Here is a 20475-nt window from a genome sequence, read left to right on the forward strand (position 1 = left end):
ACGCAAGGATCGAAGCGATGAAAGTTGTTATCTACGGCGCAGGCGCGATCGGCGGCTGGATCGGTGTGAAGCTCGCGCAGGCCGGCCACGAAATCGGCGTCGTGGCGCGCGGCGCGACGCTCAGCGCGTTACGCGAGCAGGGCTTGGGTCTGATCGAAGGCGGCCTCACGCACGCCGTGAAGGTGAAAGCGAGCGACCAGCCAGCGGACCTCGGCGCACAGGATCTGGTGGTGGTCGCCGTCAAGGGGCCGGCGATGGCGTCGGTCGCCGCGCAGATCGCGCCGCTATTGGACCCGCAAACGATCGTGCTGACGGCGATGAACGGCGTGCCGTGGTGGTTCTGCGACGGCCTCGGCCGCGACTTCGCGGGCCAGCGTCTGAAGTCGATCGATCCCGACGGCGCGATCGCCGCCGCGATCCCGAGCGAGCGGACGGTGGGTTGCGTGGTGCATGCGAGTTGCCTCGTCGAAGCGCCGGGTGTGATCCGGCATCATCAGGGCAATGGGCTGATCGTCGGCGAGGCGGCGGGGCGCGCGAGCGAGCGCGTTCAGGCGCTCACCGCCACGCTGGCCGCCGCGGGCTTCAACGCGACGATGTCCGCGCAGATTCAGCGCGACGTCTGGTACAAGCTGTGGGGCAACATGACGATGAATCCGGTCAGCGCGATCACTGGCGCGACGACCGACCGGATTCTCGGCGACGAACTGGTGCGCGGCTTCGTCACGAGCATCATGCTGGAGGCCAAGGAAATCGGCGCGCGTTTCGGCATTCCGATCGACCAGGCGCCGGCGGATCGTCACGAGGTCACGCTCAAGCTGGGCGCGATGAAAACCTCGATGCTGCAGGACGTGCAGGTGGGCAAGGCGGTCGAACTCGACGCGCTGGTGGGCGCCGTGCGGGAACTGGGGCAATTGACCCACGTGCCGACGCCGTACACGGATGCGTTGCTCGGTCTTGCGCGGCTGCACGCGAGCACGTTGGGCCTGTATCCGGGGAAGTGACGCTTCACGTATGAACGTAACGAAAGGCCGCCGCGCGTTGACCGCGAGGCGGCCTTTCTGTTTTTCAAGCTGCCACTGCCGGCACGGGCGGCAGCTTCGCCGCGTCGATCAGCGACAACGCGCGCTGCGGGTCGTCGAGCCCGGTCAGGCACAGTAGCGCGAGGCGCGCCAGATAGAGCGGCGCCTGCGCTTCGCCTTCGGCCGTGAGGGTTTTGCAGAGCGTCGTGTAGACGAGGTCGAGATCGCTATCGGTCATGATGGAGTCCTTTTGCGTTAGATGGTCAACGTCGCGGTCAACGCGCGCTGGGCGGCCGCCGCGCTGCCCTTGCGCCAGCGCGCGAGCACATGGCCGTCGGGACGGATCAGATAGACGGTGCCGGGCGTCGCGTCGAGCATCTCGTGCAGATGGCCGGTTGGGTCGATCGCATAGGCAGCGGCCGTGCACCGCGTGTCGCGCTTGACCAGCGTGAGCGCTTCGAACGGAATGCCTCGCTCAGCGAGCGTGCGTTGCAACTGCTGCCACGCGTCGTCGTGCTCTGCATCCGCGCCGAAGCGCAGCGCAGTGAAGCAAGGTCTGAGCAGATCGGTGAGGTGAATAGCGGCGCTGGTGCCGTCGTTTCCGCGTTGGAGTAGCCGGCATTCCGGCAGCACGGCTCCGGGCGGGGGGCCTTTGCTGAACGCGTCTGCGTTGTTGCTCGCAGCATCGGCCGCCGCCTCGTTCAGCGGCGAGCGGACATACGCGATCGCATGCGTCTGCCTTGGATTGATCAGCGGCCGCACCGCCGCGTGCCGCTGCGCGAGACCGAGCACGGCCGTGCGCATCAGATCGAACGCGAACGACGGCGGCGCCATGAACTCGGTGCTCTTCATCCCATAGCTCAGATTCTCGCGCGCCGCGAACACCCGCTCGTCGCTATAGCTGTCGAGCAGGCGCGGCGAGGCGATGCCGTTGACCACGCAGCCGAGCTTCCAGCCGAGATTGTCCGCGTCGTCGATACCGGAGTTGGCGCCGCGCACGCCGAAGATCGGCACGAGATGCGCGGCGTCGCCCGCGAACAGCACCGCGCCGTGCCGGTAGCGTTCGAGCGTCAACGCGTTGGCCTTGTAGACCGTGATCCAGATCGGCGACCACGCGCCCGTTTCGCCCATCGAGTCGAGCACGCTCTGCACGCGCGGCATCACGTTCTCGGGCTTGACGGCCGCTTCCGGGTCTTCGTCGTCGCGCAGTTGATAATCGATGCGCCACACGTTGTCCGGCTGCTTGTGCACGAGCACCGTCGAGCCGGGGTTGGACGGCGGATCGAAATAGGCGAGGCGTTCGGTGGCGCGCGCGCTGTCCAGCGCGATATCGACGATCACGTAGCGGCCCTCGTAGGTGGTGCCGGTGAGCTTGAGGCCGAGCGCGTCGCGAATCGTGCTGCGCCCGCCATCGCACGCGACCACCCAGTCGGCGCGCAGATGCCACGCGGTGTCGCTGGTGTCCGCGGCGCCCGCTGTGCTCCCCGTGCGCAGCGCGAGCGTGGCGCCGCCTTCAGGCGACTGCTCGATGCCGGTCACGCAAGTTTGCCAGCGCACTTCGATCAGCTCGGCCTGACGCTCGATCTCGTCGAGCAGCAATTGCTCGATCTGGTATTGCGCGATGTTGATCATCGGCGGCAGCGACTGCTCGTCGTCCTGGTGCATCGCGAAGCGGAACACTTCGGCATCACGGTAGAAGCTGCGGCCGCCGGTCCACGGCAGGCCTTTTTGCAGGAAGCCGTCGACCACCCCGAGGCGCTTGAAGATCTCCAGGCTGCGCCGTGAGATGCAGATCGCGCGGCTGCCGGTGCAGACGCTGTCGTCCGCTTCGATCAGCACCGAGCGCACCCCCTGGCGCGCGAGTGCGAGCGCGGCGGTCATGCCGACCGGTCCGCCGCCGACGATCGCCACGGGTCTGACTATCGGGTCCTGGCCGTCGACGAGCGGCGGCACCTCGCCCAGGTAGTGCCTGGGCGAAAAGGGATAGGGTTTGAAGGGTCGGCTCATGCGTGTCTCCTGATCGTCGATGCTTGTGGATCGCCCGCCGGGGCTGGTTGGCTTTGCAAAGGCGGTGCGGATCGTCAGCGAAGTATGCAGGAGGGCGCGCACGGGGCTGTCCTCATTTTGGGTACAACAACGGGCGGCTCGCCAATGCGCGCTCGCTGCAGGCGCGTGCGATGAAACGCGTGCGAAAAAAAACCGCAAGGCACTCACGCGCCCCGCGGCTTCATCGATTCGTCCGTTCAATCACGGGCGCGCAAAGACCCGCGTCACTCCGCCCCGGCCACGTGCGAAGGCTGACGCAGATGCTGCACACTCGCGGCCGCCCGGCATTCCTCGATCATCGCGCGGAAGGTCGGCGCCGCGTGCGACGCGCCGGTCGCGCCCGACTCCGTGCCATTCTCCGGCAAGCCGCCGACGCCCACCACCAGCGTCGCGCGCGGCCGCCATTCGCGCGTGCGCCGCAGCATGTTGCGCAGATACGGCGGCGAGTCCGGCGCGTCGAGCGTGACGATGCAGATGATCGGCGCGTCCTTGAAGCTCGGTTCGTCGGCGCGCGCGCTGCGATAGCCGGAGTGCGTCGCCATCATCGGCGCGAGACCCTGGCGGCCGAGCAATTGCACGGCGATCGCGGTCGTCACTTCGTCGAACGCGCCGCGTCCGGGCACGCACAGCACGGACGTCCGCTCCGTTTCGTGAGCGTCCTGCGCGTGCGTCGACACGGAGTGCTCGTGGCGCTCCGACAGATCCGCCGACGCCGACGCCAGCAGCGCACTGGCGCTCCCGGCCGGTTCGGCGCGCGACAAACGATCCGGCAGGCCGTCCGCGATTTCGAGGTTCTCGACGATGTCGGCCAGCGACTCGTTGATCCGCTGCAACTGGTCCGGCATCAGCACGCCGCGCATCGCATCGTTGCGGGCGAGCTTGAGGCCTTCCAGCGCCACGTTGTCGTAGTAGTCGATCAGCGACATCTCGCGCAGCAGACGCTCGGCCTGCACGATTGCCTCATGCGGATCGTCCGCGAGCAGCCGCTGATAGAAGTTCTGCGCGGGCGTGAGCGCGGGCTGGTCGCCCAGCAGCACGGTAAGAAAATTCAGCCGGTCGGCGTAGCGCCCGAGCGTGACGACGCACAACGTGAGCGGCGTCGACAGCACGAGGCCGACCGGTCCCCATAGCCAGCTCCAGAAGATTGCCGCGACCACCACCGCGAGCGGCGAGAGCCCCGAGCGATGTCCGTACAGGAACGGCTCGGCAATCTGCCCGGCCACCACGTCGACGACGATGAACAGAATCAGCGTGTAGACCGCCATCGTCCATTGCGGCTGGATCGCGGCGGCGAGGAACACCGCGAGGATCGCCGCGATCCAGATGCCGATGTACGGCACGAAGCGCAGCAGCGCGGCGATCACGCCGAACAGCAGCGCGCCCGGCACGCCGATGATCGCGAGGCCGATCGCGATGATGCCGCCCGCGCTGAGGTTCACGCCCAGTTGCGCGACGAAGTAGCGGCTCAGCCGCACGGCGGCGTCGTTGATCGCGGTGGTGGTGCGGTGCAGATCGCGCGAGCCGAACAGGCTGATCAGGCGGTCGCGCAAATCCTCGCGTTGCAGAAGAATGAAGATCGTCACCACCAGCACGATGAAGGTGGTCTCGATCGGCGCGATGGCCGGCGACAGCGCGCGCTGTGCGAGTTGCATCGGCGTGGGCGACGGCTCGTGCACCTCGACCGGTTGCGGCACGGCGGGCGCATTGCGCGCGGCGCGCCCGGTCGGGCGCGGTGGATTCGGCTTGGACGGCGCAACCCGTTGCAGTGTCGCGGCGGCGCGGCTCATCAGCGAGTCGGCGCGGCCCACGGTCTTTTCCTGAACCGTCTCGATCTTCTGTTCGATCGCCACCTGATACTGCGGCAGGTCGCCCGCCAGTTGCACCAGTTGCGCGCCGATCAGCGCGCCGAGCGCGAGCAGCGAAGCGAGCGCGAACAGCACGGCAATGAAGATCGACGGCAGTTGTCCCATGTGCAGCCGGCGCAGCATCTGCACGAGCGGCGCGAGCAGGAAGCTCAGCAGCACCGAGAGGGTGATCGGGATCAGCACCGCGCGGCCGAAGTACAGCCCGCACACCACCACGACACCGGTGATGACCGAGGCGAGACCATGCAGACTGGGCGGTCCTGGCGGGTACACGCGGTTCGGCCGCCCGGGCGGCGGTAACGATATTTTCATGAACACACTTTCCGATTGAGAAGCGCTGTCGTTCGCTGTTGCCTTTTCAGCGGCCGCGCGCGGATTCCATCGCGCCGCGCTGCGTCGTCCCCAGGCAAAGCGCTTCAGCAAGACATATGCCCGAATTGTAGGCGCTTTGACGGGCGCGGAACCAGCCGGCTAGCCCAGATGCAGCCGCAACAGTTCGAACAGTTGTGAGCTTGCATACAACAGCAGGCCGATGAAGCCGCCCACGATCGTGCCGTTGATGCGGATGTATTGCAGGTCCTTGCCAATGTTCAGTTCGATCTGCCGCGACATCTCGCGCGAGTCCCAGTTCTTCACGGTATCGCTGATATGACGTGTGAGGAATTGCGCAAAGTCCGGCGCCATGGTGCGCGCCGCGTCTTCGAGATGATCGTTCAACGACTGGCGCAGCGCCGGATCGTGCGCGAGTTCGCGGCCCACCCATTGGCCCATCGCCACCACGCGCGCGTGCAGCGCCGAGTCGGCGCTTTGCAGATCGCGCTTGAGCCACGCGCGCAATTCGCCCCACATGTCCTTCACGTACGCGCCGAACGCTTCGCCTTCCACCAGATAACGCTTGAGTTCTTCGCCCTGTTGCAGAAACACCGGATCGGTCTTGAGTTTGACGATCAGCTTCTGCGCGGCCTCGTCGAACTTGTGACGCAACTGATGCGTGGGGTTCTCGCTGATCTGTTCGAGCATGCGGTTCACCGCCTTGGCGATCGCTTCGGCGCCCTTCTCGCCGAGCCACGCGGACGGCAGGATCTTTTCCATCTTCGGATACTCGCTTTTCACCCAGTCGACGATGCGCTCGGCGATAAAGTCGCGCGCCTGCGGTTCGCGCAGGAACGCCAGCACCTGGCGGATGCCGGCGTCGAGCAATTCCTGATGACGGCCGTCGCGCGTGAGCGTGTCGAGAATCGCGCCGAGCGATTGCGACAGATCGACTTTCGCGAGCACGTCGCGCAGCGCGTCCTTGATGAACACCTGGATGCGCACGTCGTCGGTCAGTTCGAGGATGCCGCCGGTGAGCCTGACGACGTAGTCGCCCAGGCGCGCGGTGTTGGCCGGCTGGGTCAGCCAGCCGGTGATGCTGCGCGCCGGGTCGTGCTTCTGGATCAGGCCGACCAGCGACGGCACGTCGAGAAACTTGTCCTGCACGAATACCGCGAGGTTGTCGGCGATCTTGTGCTTGTTCTTCGGGATGATCGCGGTGTGCGACGAGACGATCGGGATCGGCACGCGGCGAAACAGGGCGGCCACCGCGAACCAGTCGGCGAGCGCGCCGACCATCGCAGCCTCGGCGATCGCCTTGATGCCGTCCACCCAGATGCCGCGCGGCATGAAAGCGGTGATGACGAAAACGCAGGCGGCCGCGAGCAGGAGCAGCAAGGGCGTGCGCTTGGCCTTTTTCAGTTCGAGTGTCTTGTTCATCGGCGGCGGGGCAGCGGGTCCGGTTCGATTGATTGGCGGGGCGCTCGGCGCGCGCGTTCGCGCAACCGCGAGTGTAGCGCCGCTGATCGTGCCGCGCGCCCGCTGCGCGGCACACGCTTTGCCGCGCCCGCGCGGTAACATGTGCGGTTAGACTGCGAGGCCGCGCGCGGCGCGAGCGCAGGGTGACGCAATGCAAGGGATGTATGAACGCAATGGAGGCAGGGTGATCAGGTTTCTGCACACAGCGGATTGGCAGATAGGCACGCAATTCGGCCAGTTCGAGCCGGATGAGGCGGCGCATCTCGCGCAAGCGCGCCTCGACACCGTGCGCCGCATCGCCGACGAAGCGGCCGCGCGCAAGGTCGACGCGGTGCTGGTCGCGGGCGACGTGTTCGATTTGCAGACCGTGTCGGACACGGTGATCCGGCGTCTGTTCAGCGCGTTGCAGGGGTTCTCGGGCCCGTGGATCATGCTGCCGGGCAATCACGACGCCGCGCTCGTCGAAAGCGTATGGACCCGCGCGCAGCGGCTGAACTGCATCGCGCCGAACGTGCGGGTCGTGCTCGAACCCGGCGTGGTGCTGCTCGACGCGAGCCGCGCGGCGCTGCTGTGCGCGCCGCTCACGCAGCGCATCACTTACGACGACACCACCGGCTTCTTCGATACCGCTGAAACCCCGCCGGGCTATCACCGCATCGGGCTCGCGCATGGCAGCGTCAGCGGGATTCTGCAGGAAGGCATCGACTCGTCGAATCCGATCGCGCCGGCCCGTGCGGCCAGCGCGCGTCTGGACTATCTCGCGCTCGGCGACTGGCACGGTCATCTGCGCGTCGACGAACGCACCTGGTACGCCGGCACGCACGAGCAGGACCGTTTCCGCGCGAACGAGCCGGGCTTCGTGCTCGACGTCACGCTCGATCAGCCGGGCGCCTCGCCGCGGGTCGAAGCGGTGCGGGTCGGTCAATATCAGTGGCATCGCTGGGACGAAACGATCTCGGTGCCCACCGATGTAGAGGCGCTCCAGGCACGGCTTCGCGCATTGGGCGATCGGGACGTGCTGCGCGTGAGCGTGAACGGCGCGGCCGCGCTCGCCGACGCCGAAGCGCTGCACGTAGCGCTCGAGGAAGCCCGCGCGCGCGTGCGGGCGCTGCGCGTCGATCTGAGCGGCCTGCAAGTGCTGCCCACCGCCGACGACCTCGCCGAACTCGGCGCGCAGAGCGGCTACCTCGCGAAGGTGGTGGAGCGGTTGCGCGGCTTGCAGGAAGACCCGCAAGCCGATCCGCAGCAGGTCAAGCGCGCGGCCGAGGCACTGTTGCTGCTGGCGCGTTTCCAACGTGAATTGCCGCGCGAAGCGAGGTCCGCATGAAGCTGCAAAGTATCGCGATCCAGGAGTTCAAGCAGTTCGGCGCGCGGTTTGTCATCGACGATCTGCAACCCGGTCTCAATCTGTTCACCGGCCCGAACGAAGCGGGCAAGAGCACCGTCGCCGAAGCCGTGCGCGCGGTGTTTCTCGAACGCTACAAGGCCTCGCATCTGAAAGATCTGCTGCCTTGGGGCAAGGCGAGCGGGCAGCCGTCGGTCGAGGTGAGCTTCGAGCTGGACGGAGTCCAGTGCCGGCTGTCGAAGCAATTCGTCACGCGCCAGCGCTGCGAACTGCGGATCGGCCAGGCCGTTTTCGGCGAGGACGAAGCCGAGGACAAGCTCGCTGCGCTGCTCGGGTTTTCGCGTGCCGCGCGCGGTCCGCTGAAGGCGGAGAACGCCGGCGTGCCGGGGCTCCTGTGGGTCCAGCAAGGCGGCACGCACGAGCTGCGCGATTCGACGGGGCACGCCGCGCACTATCTGCGCGATGCGCTGTCGCAACTGTCGGGCGGCAGCGAGTCGGCGGGCGAGGATGCGTTGATCGCCGCCGTGCAGCGCGAGTTGCGGCAACTGCTGACGGCGCGCACGCAGAAGTCCACCGGCCCGCTGGCCGAAGCCGAAACGGCGCTGGCCGCGTCGATTGCCGAGCGCGACGAACTGCAACAGCAGCGGCAACAGTTCGAGGAGAACATCACGCGCCTCGCGTCGCAGCAGGAAGCGTTCGACGACACACAGCGCAAACGTCCGTGGGAGCTTCACGAACAGAAAGCCGTGCTCGCGCAGCAGCGCGCCGATGCCGCCGCGGAACTCGAACGCAGTCTGCATGGACTCGCGCAATCGCTGCAAGTGAGTGAAGCCGAACTGGCGTTGTCGCTGCAACAGGAGCAGGGCGCCGCCGAACTCGAAGCGGCCGTCACGCGCGAGCGCCAGCAGCTCGATGCCGCGCGGGCCAACGTGTCGGCGGCGCAGACCGAATATGCGCAAGCGGCGACCGGCGTCGCGCAATTCGAGCAGGCCGCCGCCGATGCGAACCGAGCGCTCGAACTGGCCAATGCCGCTGTGACTGCCGCCGACTTGCGCAGCCAGATCGGCTTCTATCGCACCGAGAGCGAGCGGCTCGACGCGGCGATCACCGCCGCGGGCAAGGCGAACGACGCGGTGCTCGAAGCCGCGCGCGAGGCGGCGGCCGTCGAGATCGACGAAGCGAGGCTCAGGCGCCTCAGCGCGCTCGATGGCGAGCTGATCGTGTTGCGCGCCCGCACCGAAGCGGCGATGACGCGCATCGAGTACCGGCTGAGCGGCGCGCTGACGGTCGACGGCGCGCAGATCACCGGGGAAGGCGTGCTGCGCGTCGACGACGAGAAGCTGATCGGTCTCGGCGAACTCGGTGAATTGCGCGTGATTCCGGGCGTCTCCGATTTATCCGGCCAATTATCCGAACTCGCGTTGCTCGAAGCCGCACACGCGCAGTTGTTGCAGGCGCTGGGTGTCGCGTCGCTCGGAGACGCGCAGGCGCGCCACGAAAAGTGGACGACGCTGATCGCGCAGCAGAAAAGCCAGGCGAAGATTCTCGATGTGCACGCGCCGCAAGGCATCGAGGCGCTGCGGGCCGCGCTGGCTTCGGCGGCAGCGCGCTTGCAGGCGTCGAACGAACGGCTGGCCGGCTTGCCCGATGTGTCCGCCGCGCCGCCGCTCGACGAAGCGCGCCGCAACGCGGACATCGCGCGCGATGCGTTGGAGGCCGCGAGAAAAGTGCTCGCGCAAGCAGCGGAAAAGCGATCGACCGGCGTCGCGACCGCCGAATCGCTCGCCGCGCAGTTGCAGCGCAAGGAAGCGCAGTTGAACGACGAAGCTTATCGCCGCAACCGCGCGCAGTGGCAGACGAAAATCGTCGAGCAGCGCGTGCAGGTCGACGCGTTGAGCAAGCAGCGCGAAGCGCGCGAACGCGAGCTGGACGCGGCGCGTCTCGACGATCCGGCGGCCCAGGCGAAGCGCTATCGCGCGTCGGCGGAACTCGCGCGCAACGAGCAGCACGAGCGGCAGGTGCGAATCGCGCAATTGCGCAGCCAGTTGGAGACGGTCGGCGCGTCCGGGCTCGGCGAGCGGCTCGCGGCGCTCGAAGCGCGGGTCGAGCAGGCCACGCGCCGCAAGGACGAGCTGAGCTTGCGCGCGAGCGCGTTGAGTCTGCTCGACGAGGTGCTGGTCGACGAACGCGACGCGGCGCTCGCGCAACTGCGCGCGCCGTTGACCGAGCGGCTCGGGCACTATCTGAAGCGGATTTTCCCGCAGTCGACGCTCGCGTTCGGCGACGATCTGAGCCCCGCGACGCTGGATCGCCATGGCCGCGCGGATATGCTCGATGCGCTGAGCTTCGGCACCCGCGAACAGCTCGGCATTCTGACGCGGCTCGCGTATGCGGACCTGCTGAAGGCGTCGGGCCGGCCGACCCTGGTGATGCTCGACGACGCGGCGGTGCATACCGACGCCGCGCGGCGCGACGCGCTCAAGCGCGCGCTGATCGACGCGGCGACGCGCCACCAGATTCTGGTGTTCACTTGCCATCCGGAGTTGTGGGACGACCTCGGGGTGAGGCAGCGGGCGCTCGAGGACCTGAGGGTGGCGGCGTAGCGCGTTCAGTGGCGAAGGGCCGGCGCGTGCCGGCTCACTCGTACCAGCGTGGCGTGTACACCCACTGCGCGCCGTCGATACCACTCGCGAATTTGCGCGTGGTCGACGACCCGACGATCACCATCGTGCGCATATCCACATCGGACGAACGCAACTCGCCTAGCGTGAGCGTGCGCAGCGTGCCGCCGGGGCGGCCGATGTCGCGTCCCAGCACGACCTGGGTCGTGTCCGCGCGACAGGTCCGCACGATGTCCAGCGCTTTGTCGAGTTGCCACGGACGCGCCCGCGAAATCGGGTTGTAGAACGCCATGACCAGATCGGCTTCGGCCGCGTGCCGTAGACGCTTTTCGATGATGGTCCACGGCTTCAGGTTGTCGGACAGCGACAGCATGCAGAAGTCGTGGCCGAGCGGCGCGCCGGCTTGCGCAGCGGTGGCGAGCGCCGCCGACACGCCCGGCACGATCGACAGTTCGACGGCGGCCCACGCCGGGTCTGGCGACGCTTCGAGTGCTTCGAGCACGGCGGCGGCCATCGCGAACACGCCCGGATCGCCCGACGACACCATCACCACCGACCGTCCTTCGCTCGCCAGTTCGAACGCGTGCCGCGCGCGTTGCATTTCCTCGCGATTGTCGGTGCCGTGCACGCGTTGGCCGGCGCGCAGCGGGCCGGCCATTTTCACGTAGGTGTCGTAGCCGAGGATATCGGTGGCTTCGTCGAGCGCTTTGCGTGCGGCGGGCACCATCAGGTCCGCGCTGCCCGGGCCCAGGCCGATCACCGTGAGACGGCCGCGCGCGCGGCCGATCGTGGCGGGGTCGATTGCGAGCGGCGCCAGGGCCAGCGTGACGCCTGTGCCGATGTCGTCGTGCAGCGTTTCGTACGGGATGCGCAGCGCGGCATGCAGCAGGTTGGCCGGCGGTTCTCCATCTTCGGGACGGGGTTGCGCGAAGCGCAGCGGCACGTTGAAGCTCGCGGCGGCTGCGGCAAGCGCCGGATCGGCCATGCTGTCGGACGCAGCGAGCAATGCGGCGAGCGAAAGCGGCGCGAGATCGTGAGCCTCCAGCGCGTCACGCACGCGTGCGACGATCTCCGCACCCGCACCCGCACCCGCACCCGCACCCGCACCCGCACCCGCACCGATCACCGCCGCCACCACGCTGCGCGGATGAATCACCAACTCATCCTCAGACCCGTTCCACGCGCGCGGCGTCACGCGGATCGCGAGCCGCGCCGATGCGGCGCGCGGCAACTGCGCATCGTCGAGCCACGGCGCGTCGCCTTCGATGCGCGTGCTTTCCCCCGCCAGCAGATCCGACACGAAGCGCTTGCCTTGTCCGATATCGGCAAGCGCGTAGCCATCGGGCGGATTGAGCACGCAGGTGCCGAAGCGCAGTTCGCCGCTCGTCGTGATCGCGGGCGGCACTGCCAGCGCGGCGGCGATCTCGCGCGCCATCACGTTGACACCCGCCAGGCCGCCGAGCAACGGCACGACCGCGCTGCCGTCCTCGGCGACGGCCAGCACCGGCGGCTCGACGCCCTTGTTCGACAACAACGGCGCAACGCAACGAATCACGATGCCGGCCGCGCACAACGCGATGATCGGCGTGCCGCGCGCGTACAGCTCGCACAGATGCGCGCCGAGTTCGGTGTACGGCACGTCGGCGTCGACTCGTCCTTGCAACGCATGCACCTGGCAATTCGCACCGGCGTCCCGCTCGACGTACAGCGCCTGAATGCGCCGCGCGGTCGCCAAAGCGCCCGCGCCGAGAATCACGATCGCGGGCGCCGTCATCCTTGCCATTTTTCCCCCGGCACGACGAGCAGCGAAAAATACGGCGACGCCATCGGATCGACTTCGGCGAGCGGCACGATGCGCTGATTGCCCATCGTCGCGCGCTCGACGTAGAGCGCGCGCTGCGCGAGGCCGAGTTCGCCGAGCACGCGCCGCACCTTGTCGAAATTGCGGCCGAGCTTCATCACGACGGCGGCATCGGCATCGGCGAGACGGCGGCGCAATTCGTCTTCGGGCAGCACGCCCGAGAGCACCGAGAGACTCTGGTTGCGATACACGAGCGGCGCACCGAGCACCGCCGCGCCGCCGAGCATCGAGCAGACGCCGGGCACCACCTCGCTTTCGTAGCGTGGCGCGAGCCGGTCGTGCAGGTACATGTACGAGCCGTAGAAGAACGGATCGCCTTCGCAGATCACGGCGACATCGCGGCCCGCATCGAGATGAGCGGCGACGATCTGCGCGGCGGTGTCGTAGAAGTCGGCGATGATGGCCTCATACGAGAGCGGCGGTTCGAGCGCTTCGGTCGTGACCGGATAGACCAGCGGCAGATGCCGCTGGGCATCGTGCAAATGTGCTTCGATGATGCTGAACGCGTTGCCTTTCTTTCCCTTCGCGACGAAGTACGCGACCACCGGCGCCGCCTTCAACAGCCGCAGCGCCTTCAGCGTGATGAGTTCCGGGTCGCCGGGGCCGACGCCGAGTCCGAACAGCCGTCCTTGCACGCTCATTTATTCGACCTCCGTCGCCAGGGCGTTGACGGCGGCGGCGGCCATCGCGCTGCCGCCGCGCCTGCCGTGCACCACCACATAGGGCACGCCGCGGCTGTGGGCGGCGAGCATCGCTTTCGATTCCGCGGCGCCGACGAAGCCCACCGGAAAGCCGAGGATCAACGCGGGCTTGGGCGCGCCGGCGTCGAGCATGTCGAGCAGATGAAACAGCGCGGTCGGCGCATTGCCGATCACGACGACGCTGCCCGCCAGATGCGGACGCCACAATTCGAGCGCGGCGGCCGAGCGCGTGTTGCCCAGCTCACGCGCGAGCGCCGGTACGTCAGGATGCGTGAGCGTGCAGATCACTTCGTTGTGCGCGGGCAGCCGCGCACGCGTGATGCCCTGCGCGACCATGCCGGCATCGCACAGAATCGGCGCGCCTTGCGCGAGCGCATGGCGGCCCGCCGTGCCTGCGTGCGCGGAAAACTGCAGCGCGTCGACCACGTCGACCATACCGCACGCGTGGATCACCCGCACCGCGAGTTTTTCGAGGTCGGCGGGGATGCGCGAGAGGTCGGCTTCCGCGCGGATCGTCGCGAACGATTGGCGATAGATCTCCTGACCGTCGCGTATGTAATCAAGCATCTGTGTCACTCCGGGACAGGTGGTCGAGCATGTCGGCGGCCTGCGCGATCGTCAGTCGGTGCGCGACGCACTGGCCGAAACCGGGCCGGCCGTCGCGCCGATAAAGGTCATAGTGGCCGGGCGCGGCGGCCAGCAGCGTGTACGGCGCGCAATGCGCGGCGGCGCAGGAGCGCGCGCAGCCGCTCAGATGCACGTCGACGTTGGCGGGCAGCAGCGCGGCGAGTTGCAGCGCGTCGGCTTTGGTGTCGGCGAGACTCTTTGCGCAGCCGCTCGAACCGGCGCATGCGATCAGCCGCGCGATGGGTTGCGCGGGATCGCAGGCGAGGCCGAGCGCGTTCAGTCCGGCCAGCGCGGCAGCCAGCGCGTGCGTCGGGATGTCGGGCAGCAGCACGCTTTGCCAGGGCGTGGCGCGCAGCGTGCCGTTGCCGTGTTGTTGCGCGAGGGTGGCAAGGCCTTGCAGCATCGCGGCGTCGAGACGGCCGAGCGGCGGCTGGGCGCCCGCGTGCCACGTTCCTGACCCACGTTGAGGGTGCGCGCCTAGACGAAGTGTGGGATCGGCTGGGGTGCTGCGGCGCCATTCCATGAACGTTGCGTCGCGTGACAACGGGAACTCGACGTAGCGTTGGGCATGCTGCAACAACGCGTCGACCTCATGCGTGGCGAGCAGGTGACGCATGCGGGTGGCGTCGGCGGGTGCGAGGTCGAGGAACGTATGCAGCAGCGCGCGCACGAGAGCGGCGACTTGCGAAGGCAGTATGGCGGCTAGTGCGCCTGTGGCGTTGACGCGGGATTGTTGAGTTGAGGTGGCTGCGGTTTGCGCGCCGGTGATCGCATGGGCGGACGAGGGTGCATCGGCAAACTCAGTCGCATTTGCTTGCCCGCTCACACCCGCAGGCGGACAACCCGCCAGCCCGAACACGAATCGCACGCCATCGAGACTTTCCATTGCCGCGAACCAGACATCGTGCGGATGATCGATTCTCGCAAGACGCTCGCCGCCATCGAGCAGCAGCGCGAATTTCGGCGACAGCGCAGCGAAACGCGATTCGCTTTGCAGCAGCACGAGCAGTTCGGCGCATAGCGGTGTCGTATCGATCAGCGCGAACGGGTCGCGTCCGGCAGCGGGGCTGATCATCACGTTGCGCACGTCGTCCGCGGCGTTCACCGCTGCGGTGCTCGAAGAGTCCGCCGCGTCCGTGGTTCGCGGCGGCGTCGGCCCAAGCCCTGCATCGACCAGCTCCGTGATCAACGCCGCTTCGTGCCCGCTGCGCACGCCGCGCACTTGCAGGTTCGCGCGATTGGTCAGCTCGATCACTCCGGCCGCGTGCCGTGCGCTCGCCTCGGCGACGACGCGCGCCTGGTCCGCGCTCAGCTCGCCGCCCGGCAGTTTGATCCGGCAGATCCCGCCGTCGCGCGCGGCGACGATGCGCAGCAGCCCGGGACACGCCGAGGGCCGCGGTGTCGCAGCCGCGTGGGGCAAAACAGTGGAGGGGGAAGCTTGAGTCAAGACGGACACCGGGCATAGCGTCGCGCGACGGCCCGCGCAAGCCGCAAGGCGGATTGCTGCGGCACCGGTACACCGCGCCCGAGGTTGGCCGGCACGAAGAGTCTCGCAGACAGGACTCGTGGCTGGCGGATCATTGGACGCCGCGGCCTTGCCGGCCGAACCAGTGGCGCGCAGCGCAGGCGGACTCGCTGCATATAGTTGCGGGGTAGTTCCAAGGGTTCAGTGCAGACGATGTCAAAACCCACGTCAGGCTCGCCTTTGCCGCGCTTTTTGATGTCGGAAATACGGGCTTAAAACGCGTTTGGGCAATCGGTGGGCAATCGGCCGCTCATTATAGCGCGACCCGCTTTCTTTCCAGTCGCCGCACAGGCTTTATTCACGGCCGGGCACCCCTGCGGCGCGACTCTTCGGTCCTGCCTTCCTGCACGACTCGCTCGTTCGCACACTGCGATTCACAGTCTGACCCATGAACTGGGGACACGGTTGTTTCTGATCAGTCCGATACCTGGCAGAACAGCCTGGGCATATCCTCTGATCGAACTTTTTGAGATCCTTACGGAGACTGCCATGAGCCCCTTTTCCCTGATTGAAGTCACGCAACTGCACAGCCGCGCAGGCATTACGCGCAACAGCCATTTCGGCCTGAATCCGTTGCGTCTGTTTTCCGCACTGCGAAAGCTGTTCGCTTCGCGGCCCCCGGCCTGCGATTGCCGCTGAATAGGGCAGGCCACGTTATGAGTCCCTTTTACGCGGTCGCCGGGCTCGCCATATTGATGATCGGGTTCGGCGTCGTCGTGTGGCGCGGCCGCAGCGGGTATCAGTTCGACCGTGGCGATGCCTCGACTTTCCCGGCTTCGCTTGCCGCGACGTTTCCGGACCAGTCCGGCAGCGTCGACCGCAGTTCCGTCATCAGCCGGATTCCAGCCGCGCGCTGATCCTGCGCTTCTCGTAGTTCAGTCCCATCTCCACGCATTCGCGCTTGAGCGTGGGGCGTGCCGCGTCCATGTTCCTTGCCGCGCGGATTTTTTTCCTTGGTCGGATCGATCCAGAGACGCGCAACCCCACCCACGAGCAGCGCGCGTAAGCCGAATGCGCCTCGATGCAATTGGCGCACCTTCGGTGCAACGGCAGTTTGCCCCGGTCCATCGCTTTCCATAGCCACATGCCATAGAACGGCGACGCGAAGTTCCCGCTTCGGCCCCGAAGGGCACAGGCGGCTGTATCATGCCTTTTTTCGAACCGCGTAACGAGGCTGGACGCTTTGACCGGCGTGGCCTGGCGCACTAGTTGAACACCCAGAATGAGGATGGTTGCATGCCGGCGTGGCTGACCGTGGTGGGCATTGGCGATGACGGCTTCGCCGGTTTGGGACGGCCCGCGCGGCGTGCCTTGCTGACGGCGTCGGTGGTGTACGGCGGCGAGCGTCATCTGGCGATGCTGCCCGCGCGGCTCGCCGCGCGCCGCGCCACGTGGCCGCGTCCGTTCGATCTCGCGCCTCTGCTGGCCGAGCGCGGCGGCGCCGTGTGCGTGCTGGCAAGCGGCGATCCGATGCTGTTCGGCGTCGGCGCGACGTTGGCGCGGCAGTTGCCGGCCGGTGAATTGCGGGTGCTGCCCGCGCCGTCGTCGTTGTCGCTAGCGGCCGCTCGGCTGGGCTGGCCGTTGCAGGAGGTCGCGACGGTGTCGCTGGTGGGCCGCCCGTTGGCATCGCTGAACGCGCATTTGCATGAAGGCGCGCGTGTGTTCGTGCTGAGCGCGGACGGGCACACGCCCGCGGCGCTCGCGGCGCAGTTGAGCGCGCGGGGCTTCGGCGCCACCCGCATGATCGTGCTCGAACACCTGGGCGGCGAGTTGGAGCGCCGCCTCGACGGCCTCGCGGATCAATGGTCCGCGAGCGATGTCGCCGCATTGAATCTGATCGCGCTCGAATGTCGCGCGAGCGCCGACGCGCCGCGTCTGCCGCTGACCTGCGGCTTGCCCGACGACGCGTTTCGCCACGACGGCCAGTTGACCAAACGCGACGTGCGCGCGATCACGCTCGCGCGCCTCGCGCCGACGCCCGGCGAATTGCTGTGGGACGTGGGCGCGGGCAGCGGCTCGATCGGCATCGAATGGATGCGCGCGCATCCGGCTTGCCGCGCAATCGCGATCGAGGCGGATGAGGCGCGGCAACGCTTCATCGAACACAATCGCGATGCGTTGGGCGTGCCGGGGCTGCAACTCGTCGCCGGGCGCGCGCCCGGCGCGCTGCAGGGGCTGCCTGCGCCGGATGCGGTGTTCATCGGCGGTGGCGTGACGGCGCCGGGCGTGCTCGACGCGTGCTGGGCACGGCTGCGCGACGGCGGCCGGCTGGTGGCGAACGCGGTCACGTTGCAGGGCGAGGCCGTGCTCGCCGCGTGGCGCGAGCGGCACGGCGGCACGCTGACGCGGATCGCGCTCGCGCACGCGCAACCGCTGGGCGGTTTCGATACCTGGCGCCAGGCATTGCCGATCACCATGCTGGAAGCGACGAAGGGGGCGGGCGGCGGCGCCCCCGGCCAGGCGTAATGCGCGAAGAATCGCCCGAACAACCCGCGCCGCTGCGTAGCGGCTACACGACCGGCAGTTGCGCGACGGCGACGTCGCTCGCAGCGGCGCGTCTGCTGCTGGCAGGAGTGGTCAGCGAGGTCGCGGAGATCGTGCTGCCGAAGGGCCAGCTGGTGCCGATGCCGCTGGTGTTCTGCCGCCTCACTGACGATGGCGCTGAAGCGGGCACCATCAAGGATGCCGGCGACGACCCCGACGTGACGCACGGCGCGCTCGTATTCGCTCGCGTGCGTCTGCTACCCGAACCGGGCGTGACGTTCCGCGCCGGACCGGGCGTCGGCACGGTGACGCGCGCGGGCTTGACGCTGCCGGTCGGCGAGCCGGCCATCAACCCTGTGCCGCGCAAAATGATCGCCGGGCATCTGACCGACCTCGCAGCGGAGCACGCATATCGCGGCGGCTTCGAGGTGACGATCGGCGTCGAAGGCGGCGAGCAGCTCGCGCTGAAAACGATGAACCCGCGCCTGGGCATTCTCGGCGGCTTGTCGATCCTCGGCACCACCGGCATCGTGCGGCCGTTCTCGTGCTCGGCGTATATCGCCTCGATCCATCAGGGCATCGACGTCGCGCGCGCGAACGGTTACACGCATCTGGCCGCATGCACCGGCAACGCGAGCGAAGACGCGATGCGCGCGCGTTATGCTCTGCCGGATATCGCGCTGATCGAGATGGGCGACTTCGTCGGCGCGGTGCTCAAGCATATGAAGCGCGCCCCCGTCGAACGGCTGAGCCTATGCGGCGGCTTCGGCAAACTGAGCAAACTGGCGGCGGGCCATCTCGATCTGCATAGCCGCAATTCGAGCATCGATCTCGAACGGCTCGCGCAATGGGCCGCCGAATACGGCGCCGACGCCGCCTTGCAGGCCGCGATTCGCGCGGCCAACACGAGTCAGCAGGCCGTGGCGCTGGCGCTCGCGCAGCAGGTGCCGCTCGCCGATATCGTCTGCCGGCATGCGCTGGCGGTGGCGCGCGAGATCGTGCCGCCGCAGGTCAACGTGGAAACGTTCGCGATCGACCGTCAGGGCAAGCTGATCGGAGCGGCGCAATGACGCGGGTCCTGTTGCTCGGCGGTACCGGCGACGCATTGCAGATCGCGCGCCAGCTCGGTCCCGCTCACGTGTACAGTCTCGCGGGTCTCGGCAAGGTGCCGGTCGATCTGCCATGCGCGGTGCGCGTGGGCGGCTTCGGCGGCGCCGAGGGTATGGCGCGCTACATCGAAAGCGAAGGGATCGGCCTCGTGATCGACGCGACGCATCCGTACGCCGCGCGCATCAGCGCGAACGCGTTCGAAGCGTGCCGCGCGGCGTGCGTGCCGTGCTGGGCGCTGCGCCGTCCGGGCTGGCAGCCGCAAGCCGGCGACGACTGGCGCATGGTCGGTGACTGGAACGAACTGACGGCGGCGCTCGCGCCGTTCCGGCGGCCGCTTTTCACGCTCGGCCGCGAACCGCTCGCGCATCTCGACGACATTCCGCCGCGCCAATTCTGGACGGTGCGTTGTCTCGATCCGCAGCCGGATCACGCACGGGCGCGCATCCTCGCGGCGCGCGGCCCGTTCACGCTCGAAGGCGAACGCGCGCTGTTCGCGCTGCAAGCGTTCGACGTGGTGGTCAGCAAGAACAGCGGCGGCAGCGCGACCGAAGCGAAGCTCGAAGTCGCGCGTGAACGCGGCTTGCCGGTCATCATGTTGCGCCGTCCGCCGTTGCCGGCGCTCGAGCGCGAATTCGAGCGCGTCGCCGATCTGCTGGACGCGTTGCGGGCTCATCGGATCGAACTTCGAGCGCAGCCGCACGCGCCCGATATCGCGGCCAAATGAATCATTGGAGTACTGAATGACGGTGTTTTTTATCGGCGCGGGTCCAGGCGACCCGGAATTGATCACGGTGAAAGGGCAGCGCCTCGTGCGCAGTTGCCCGGTGATTCTGTATGCAGGATCGCTCGTGCCGGCCGCGGTGCTCGAAGGTCACAGCGCGGAGCAGGTCGTCAATACCGCCGAACTCGACCTCGATCAGATCGTCGCGCTGCTTAAGGCCGCGCATGATAAAGGCCAGCACGTGGCGCGGGTGCATTCCGGCGACCCGTCGCTGTACGGGGCGATCGGCGAACAGATTCGCCGCTTGCGCGAGTTGCGGATTCCCTACGAGATCGTGCCTGGCGTGACCGCCACGGCCGCGTGCGCGGCGGCGCTCGGTTGCGAACTGACGCTGCCCGGCGTGTCGCAGACGCTGATCCTCACGCGCTACGCGAGCAAAACCACGATGCCCGAAGGCGAACAGCTCGCCGACCTCGCGCGGCATCGCGCGACGATGGCGATCCACCTCGGCGTGCGGCATCTCGCGCGCATCGTCGATGAATTGCGGCCGCATTACGGCGGCGCGTGTCCGATCGCGGTGATCTATCGCGCGAGCTGGCCGGATGAGGAGAAGATCACCGGCACGCTCGACGATATCGTGAGCAAAGTGGAATCGAGCGCGATCGAGCGGACCGCGCTGATCCTGGTCGGCGAGGTGCTGGCCGCCGAAGGTTTCGCGGAGTCTACGCTGTACGCGAAGGGCGGTTGATGGACCTCGCG

Annotated in this window: 17 protein-coding genes; 9 read left to right on the forward strand and 8 right to left on the reverse strand. The window is 67.8% G+C overall.

Annotated features, from left to right (window positions below; genetic code table 11):
- Nucleotides 1-17 precede the first annotated feature (17 nt).
- Nucleotides 18-1001 (forward strand): 2-dehydropantoate 2-reductase, encoded by a 984-nt coding sequence (locus PQR02_RS17400; protein ID WP_408233219.1) that lies wholly within the window; start codon nt 18-20, stop codon nt 999-1001.
- A gap of 64 nt (nt 1002-1065) precedes the next feature.
- Here PQR02_RS17400 and PQR02_RS17405 read toward each other — a convergent pair whose 3' ends face one another.
- The 4 genes from PQR02_RS17405 to PQR02_RS17420 form a co-directional block, all read right to left on the reverse strand.
- Nucleotides 1066-1257, reverse strand: coding sequence for a hypothetical protein (locus PQR02_RS17405; protein WP_408233222.1), 192 nt, complete (start codon nt 1255-1257; stop codon nt 1066-1068).
- 17 nt (nt 1258-1274) lie between these two features.
- Complete coding sequence (locus PQR02_RS17410; RefSeq protein ID WP_408233225.1) at nt 1275-3026, reverse strand: FAD-dependent oxidoreductase; 1752 nt, start codon at nt 3024-3026, stop codon at nt 1275-1277.
- A gap of 263 nt (nt 3027-3289) precedes the next feature.
- Nucleotides 3290-5242, reverse strand: coding sequence for an AI-2E family transporter (locus tag PQR02_RS17415; RefSeq protein ID WP_408233228.1), 1953 nt, complete (start codon nt 5240-5242; stop codon nt 3290-3292).
- A 159-nt stretch (nt 5243-5401) separates the two neighbouring features.
- On the reverse strand, nt 5402-6682 hold the full coding sequence (locus PQR02_RS17420; protein ID WP_408233231.1) for a DUF445 domain-containing protein: 1281 nt from the start codon (nt 6680-6682) through the stop codon (nt 5402-5404).
- 223 nt (nt 6683-6905) lie between these two features.
- Here PQR02_RS17420 and PQR02_RS17425 point away from each other — a divergent pair, with 223 nt between their 5' ends.
- Both PQR02_RS17425 and PQR02_RS17430 read left to right on the forward strand, forming a co-directional pair.
- Complete coding sequence (locus PQR02_RS17425) at nt 6906-8048, forward strand: metallophosphoesterase family protein (RefSeq protein ID WP_408233234.1); 1143 nt, start codon at nt 6906-6908, stop codon at nt 8046-8048.
- A complete protein-coding gene (locus PQR02_RS17430) occupies nt 8045-10669 on the forward strand; it encodes an AAA family ATPase (protein ID WP_408233236.1) in 2625 nt (874 codons plus the stop codon). Before PQR02_RS17425 ends, PQR02_RS17430 begins: the two co-directional genes overlap by 4 nt.
- Nucleotides 10670-10703: 34 nt before the next feature.
- On the opposite strand, the gene cobJ is transcribed toward PQR02_RS17430, so the two are convergent.
- The 4 genes from cobJ to PQR02_RS17450 are packed head-to-tail and all read right to left on the reverse strand — an operon-like array spanning nt 10704 to nt 15332.
- On the reverse strand, nt 10704-12461 hold the full coding sequence (gene cobJ, locus PQR02_RS17435) for a precorrin-3B C(17)-methyltransferase (protein ID WP_408233389.1): 1758 nt from the start codon (nt 12459-12461) through the stop codon (nt 10704-10706).
- Nucleotides 12458-13189 (reverse strand): precorrin-2 C(20)-methyltransferase, encoded by a 732-nt coding sequence (locus PQR02_RS17440; RefSeq protein ID WP_408233239.1) that lies wholly within the window; start codon nt 13187-13189, stop codon nt 12458-12460. Before PQR02_RS17440 ends, cobJ begins: the two co-directional genes overlap by 4 nt.
- Nucleotides 13190-13816: a precorrin-8X methylmutase gene (locus PQR02_RS17445; RefSeq protein WP_408233242.1), complete on the reverse strand. Its 627-nt coding sequence runs from the start codon at nt 13814-13816 to the stop codon at nt 13190-13192.
- Nucleotides 13809-15332: a ferredoxin-like domain-containing protein gene (locus tag PQR02_RS17450; RefSeq protein WP_408233245.1), complete on the reverse strand. Its 1524-nt coding sequence runs from the start codon at nt 15330-15332 to the stop codon at nt 13809-13811. The genes PQR02_RS17445 and PQR02_RS17450 overlap by 8 nt, the downstream gene beginning before the upstream one ends.
- Nucleotides 15333-15890: 558 nt before the next feature.
- Here PQR02_RS17450 and PQR02_RS17455 point away from each other — a divergent pair.
- The 6 genes from PQR02_RS17455 (at nt 15891) to cobM (ending at nt 20464) form a co-directional block, all read left to right on the forward strand.
- Entirely contained in the window at nt 15891-16040 is a 150-nt protein-coding gene (locus PQR02_RS17455) for a hypothetical protein (RefSeq protein WP_408233248.1), read from the forward strand.
- A gap of 17 nt (nt 16041-16057) precedes the next feature.
- Entirely contained in the window at nt 16058-16258 is a 201-nt protein-coding gene (locus PQR02_RS17460; RefSeq protein WP_408233251.1) for a hypothetical protein, read from the forward strand.
- 379 nt (nt 16259-16637) lie between these two features.
- Nucleotides 16638-17867, forward strand: a complete 1230-nt coding sequence (gene cbiE / locus PQR02_RS17465) for a precorrin-6y C5,15-methyltransferase (decarboxylating) subunit CbiE (protein WP_408233392.1) — start codon at nt 16638-16640, stop codon at nt 17865-17867.
- Complete coding sequence (locus PQR02_RS17470; RefSeq protein WP_408233254.1) at nt 17867-18955, forward strand: cobalt-precorrin-5B (C(1))-methyltransferase; 1089 nt, start codon at nt 17867-17869, stop codon at nt 18953-18955. Before cbiE ends, PQR02_RS17470 begins: the two co-directional genes overlap by 1 nt.
- The gene (locus PQR02_RS17475; protein ID WP_408233257.1) at nt 18952-19719 is read left to right on the forward strand and encodes a cobalt-precorrin-6A reductase; all 768 of its coding nucleotides are present in this window, start codon (nt 18952-18954) and stop codon (nt 19717-19719) included. The genes PQR02_RS17470 and PQR02_RS17475 overlap by 4 nt, the downstream gene beginning before the upstream one ends.
- Before the next feature lie 16 nt (nt 19720-19735).
- The gene (gene cobM / locus PQR02_RS17480) at nt 19736-20464 is read left to right on the forward strand and encodes a precorrin-4 C(11)-methyltransferase (protein ID WP_408233260.1); all 729 of its coding nucleotides are present in this window, start codon (nt 19736-19738) and stop codon (nt 20462-20464) included.
- Nucleotides 20465-20475 lie beyond the last annotated feature (11 nt).

The sequence above is a fragment of the Paraburkholderia sediminicola genome, from assembly GCF_046026895.1.
In the GTDB taxonomy this organism is placed as follows: Bacteria; Pseudomonadota; Gammaproteobacteria; order Burkholderiales; family Burkholderiaceae; genus Paraburkholderia; species Paraburkholderia sediminicola_C.

Coding starts and splice junctions, on each gene's coding strand:
- PQR02_RS17400 (WP_408233219.1), top strand. CDS start 18: ATGAAAGTTGTTATCTACGGCGCAGGCGCGATCGGCGGCTGGATCGGT.
- PQR02_RS17405 (WP_408233222.1), bottom strand. CDS start 1,257: ATGACCGATAGCGATCTCGACCTCGTCTACACGACGCTCTGCAAAACC.
- PQR02_RS17410 (WP_408233225.1), bottom strand. CDS start 3,026: ATGAGCCGACCCTTCAAACCCTATCCCTTTTCGCCCAGGCACTACCTG.
- PQR02_RS17415 (WP_408233228.1), bottom strand. CDS start 5,242: ATGAAAATATCGTTACCGCCGCCCGGGCGGCCGAACCGCGTGTACCCG.
- PQR02_RS17420 (WP_408233231.1), bottom strand. CDS start 6,682: ATGAACAAGACACTCGAACTGAAAAAGGCCAAGCGCACGCCCTTGCTG.
- PQR02_RS17430 (WP_408233236.1), top strand. CDS start 8,045: ATGAAGCTGCAAAGTATCGCGATCCAGGAGTTCAAGCAGTTCGGCGCG.
- cobJ (WP_408233389.1), bottom strand. CDS start 12,461: ATGACGGCGCCCGCGATCGTGATTCTCGGCGCGGGCGCTTTGGCGACC.
- PQR02_RS17440 (WP_408233239.1), bottom strand. CDS start 13,189: ATGAGCGTGCAAGGACGGCTGTTCGGACTCGGCGTCGGCCCCGGCGAC.
- PQR02_RS17445 (WP_408233242.1), bottom strand. CDS start 13,816: ATGCTTGATTACATACGCGACGGTCAGGAGATCTATCGCCAATCGTTC.
- PQR02_RS17455 (WP_408233248.1), top strand. CDS start 15,891: ATGAGCCCCTTTTCCCTGATTGAAGTCACGCAACTGCACAGCCGCGCA.
- PQR02_RS17460 (WP_408233251.1), top strand. CDS start 16,058: ATGAGTCCCTTTTACGCGGTCGCCGGGCTCGCCATATTGATGATCGGG.
- cbiE (WP_408233392.1), top strand. CDS start 16,638: ATGCCGGCGTGGCTGACCGTGGTGGGCATTGGCGATGACGGCTTCGCC.
- PQR02_RS17470 (WP_408233254.1), top strand. CDS start 17,867: ATGCGCGAAGAATCGCCCGAACAACCCGCGCCGCTGCGTAGCGGCTAC.
- PQR02_RS17475 (WP_408233257.1), top strand. CDS start 18,952: ATGACGCGGGTCCTGTTGCTCGGCGGTACCGGCGACGCATTGCAGATC.
- cobM (WP_408233260.1), top strand. CDS start 19,736: ATGACGGTGTTTTTTATCGGCGCGGGTCCAGGCGACCCGGAATTGATC.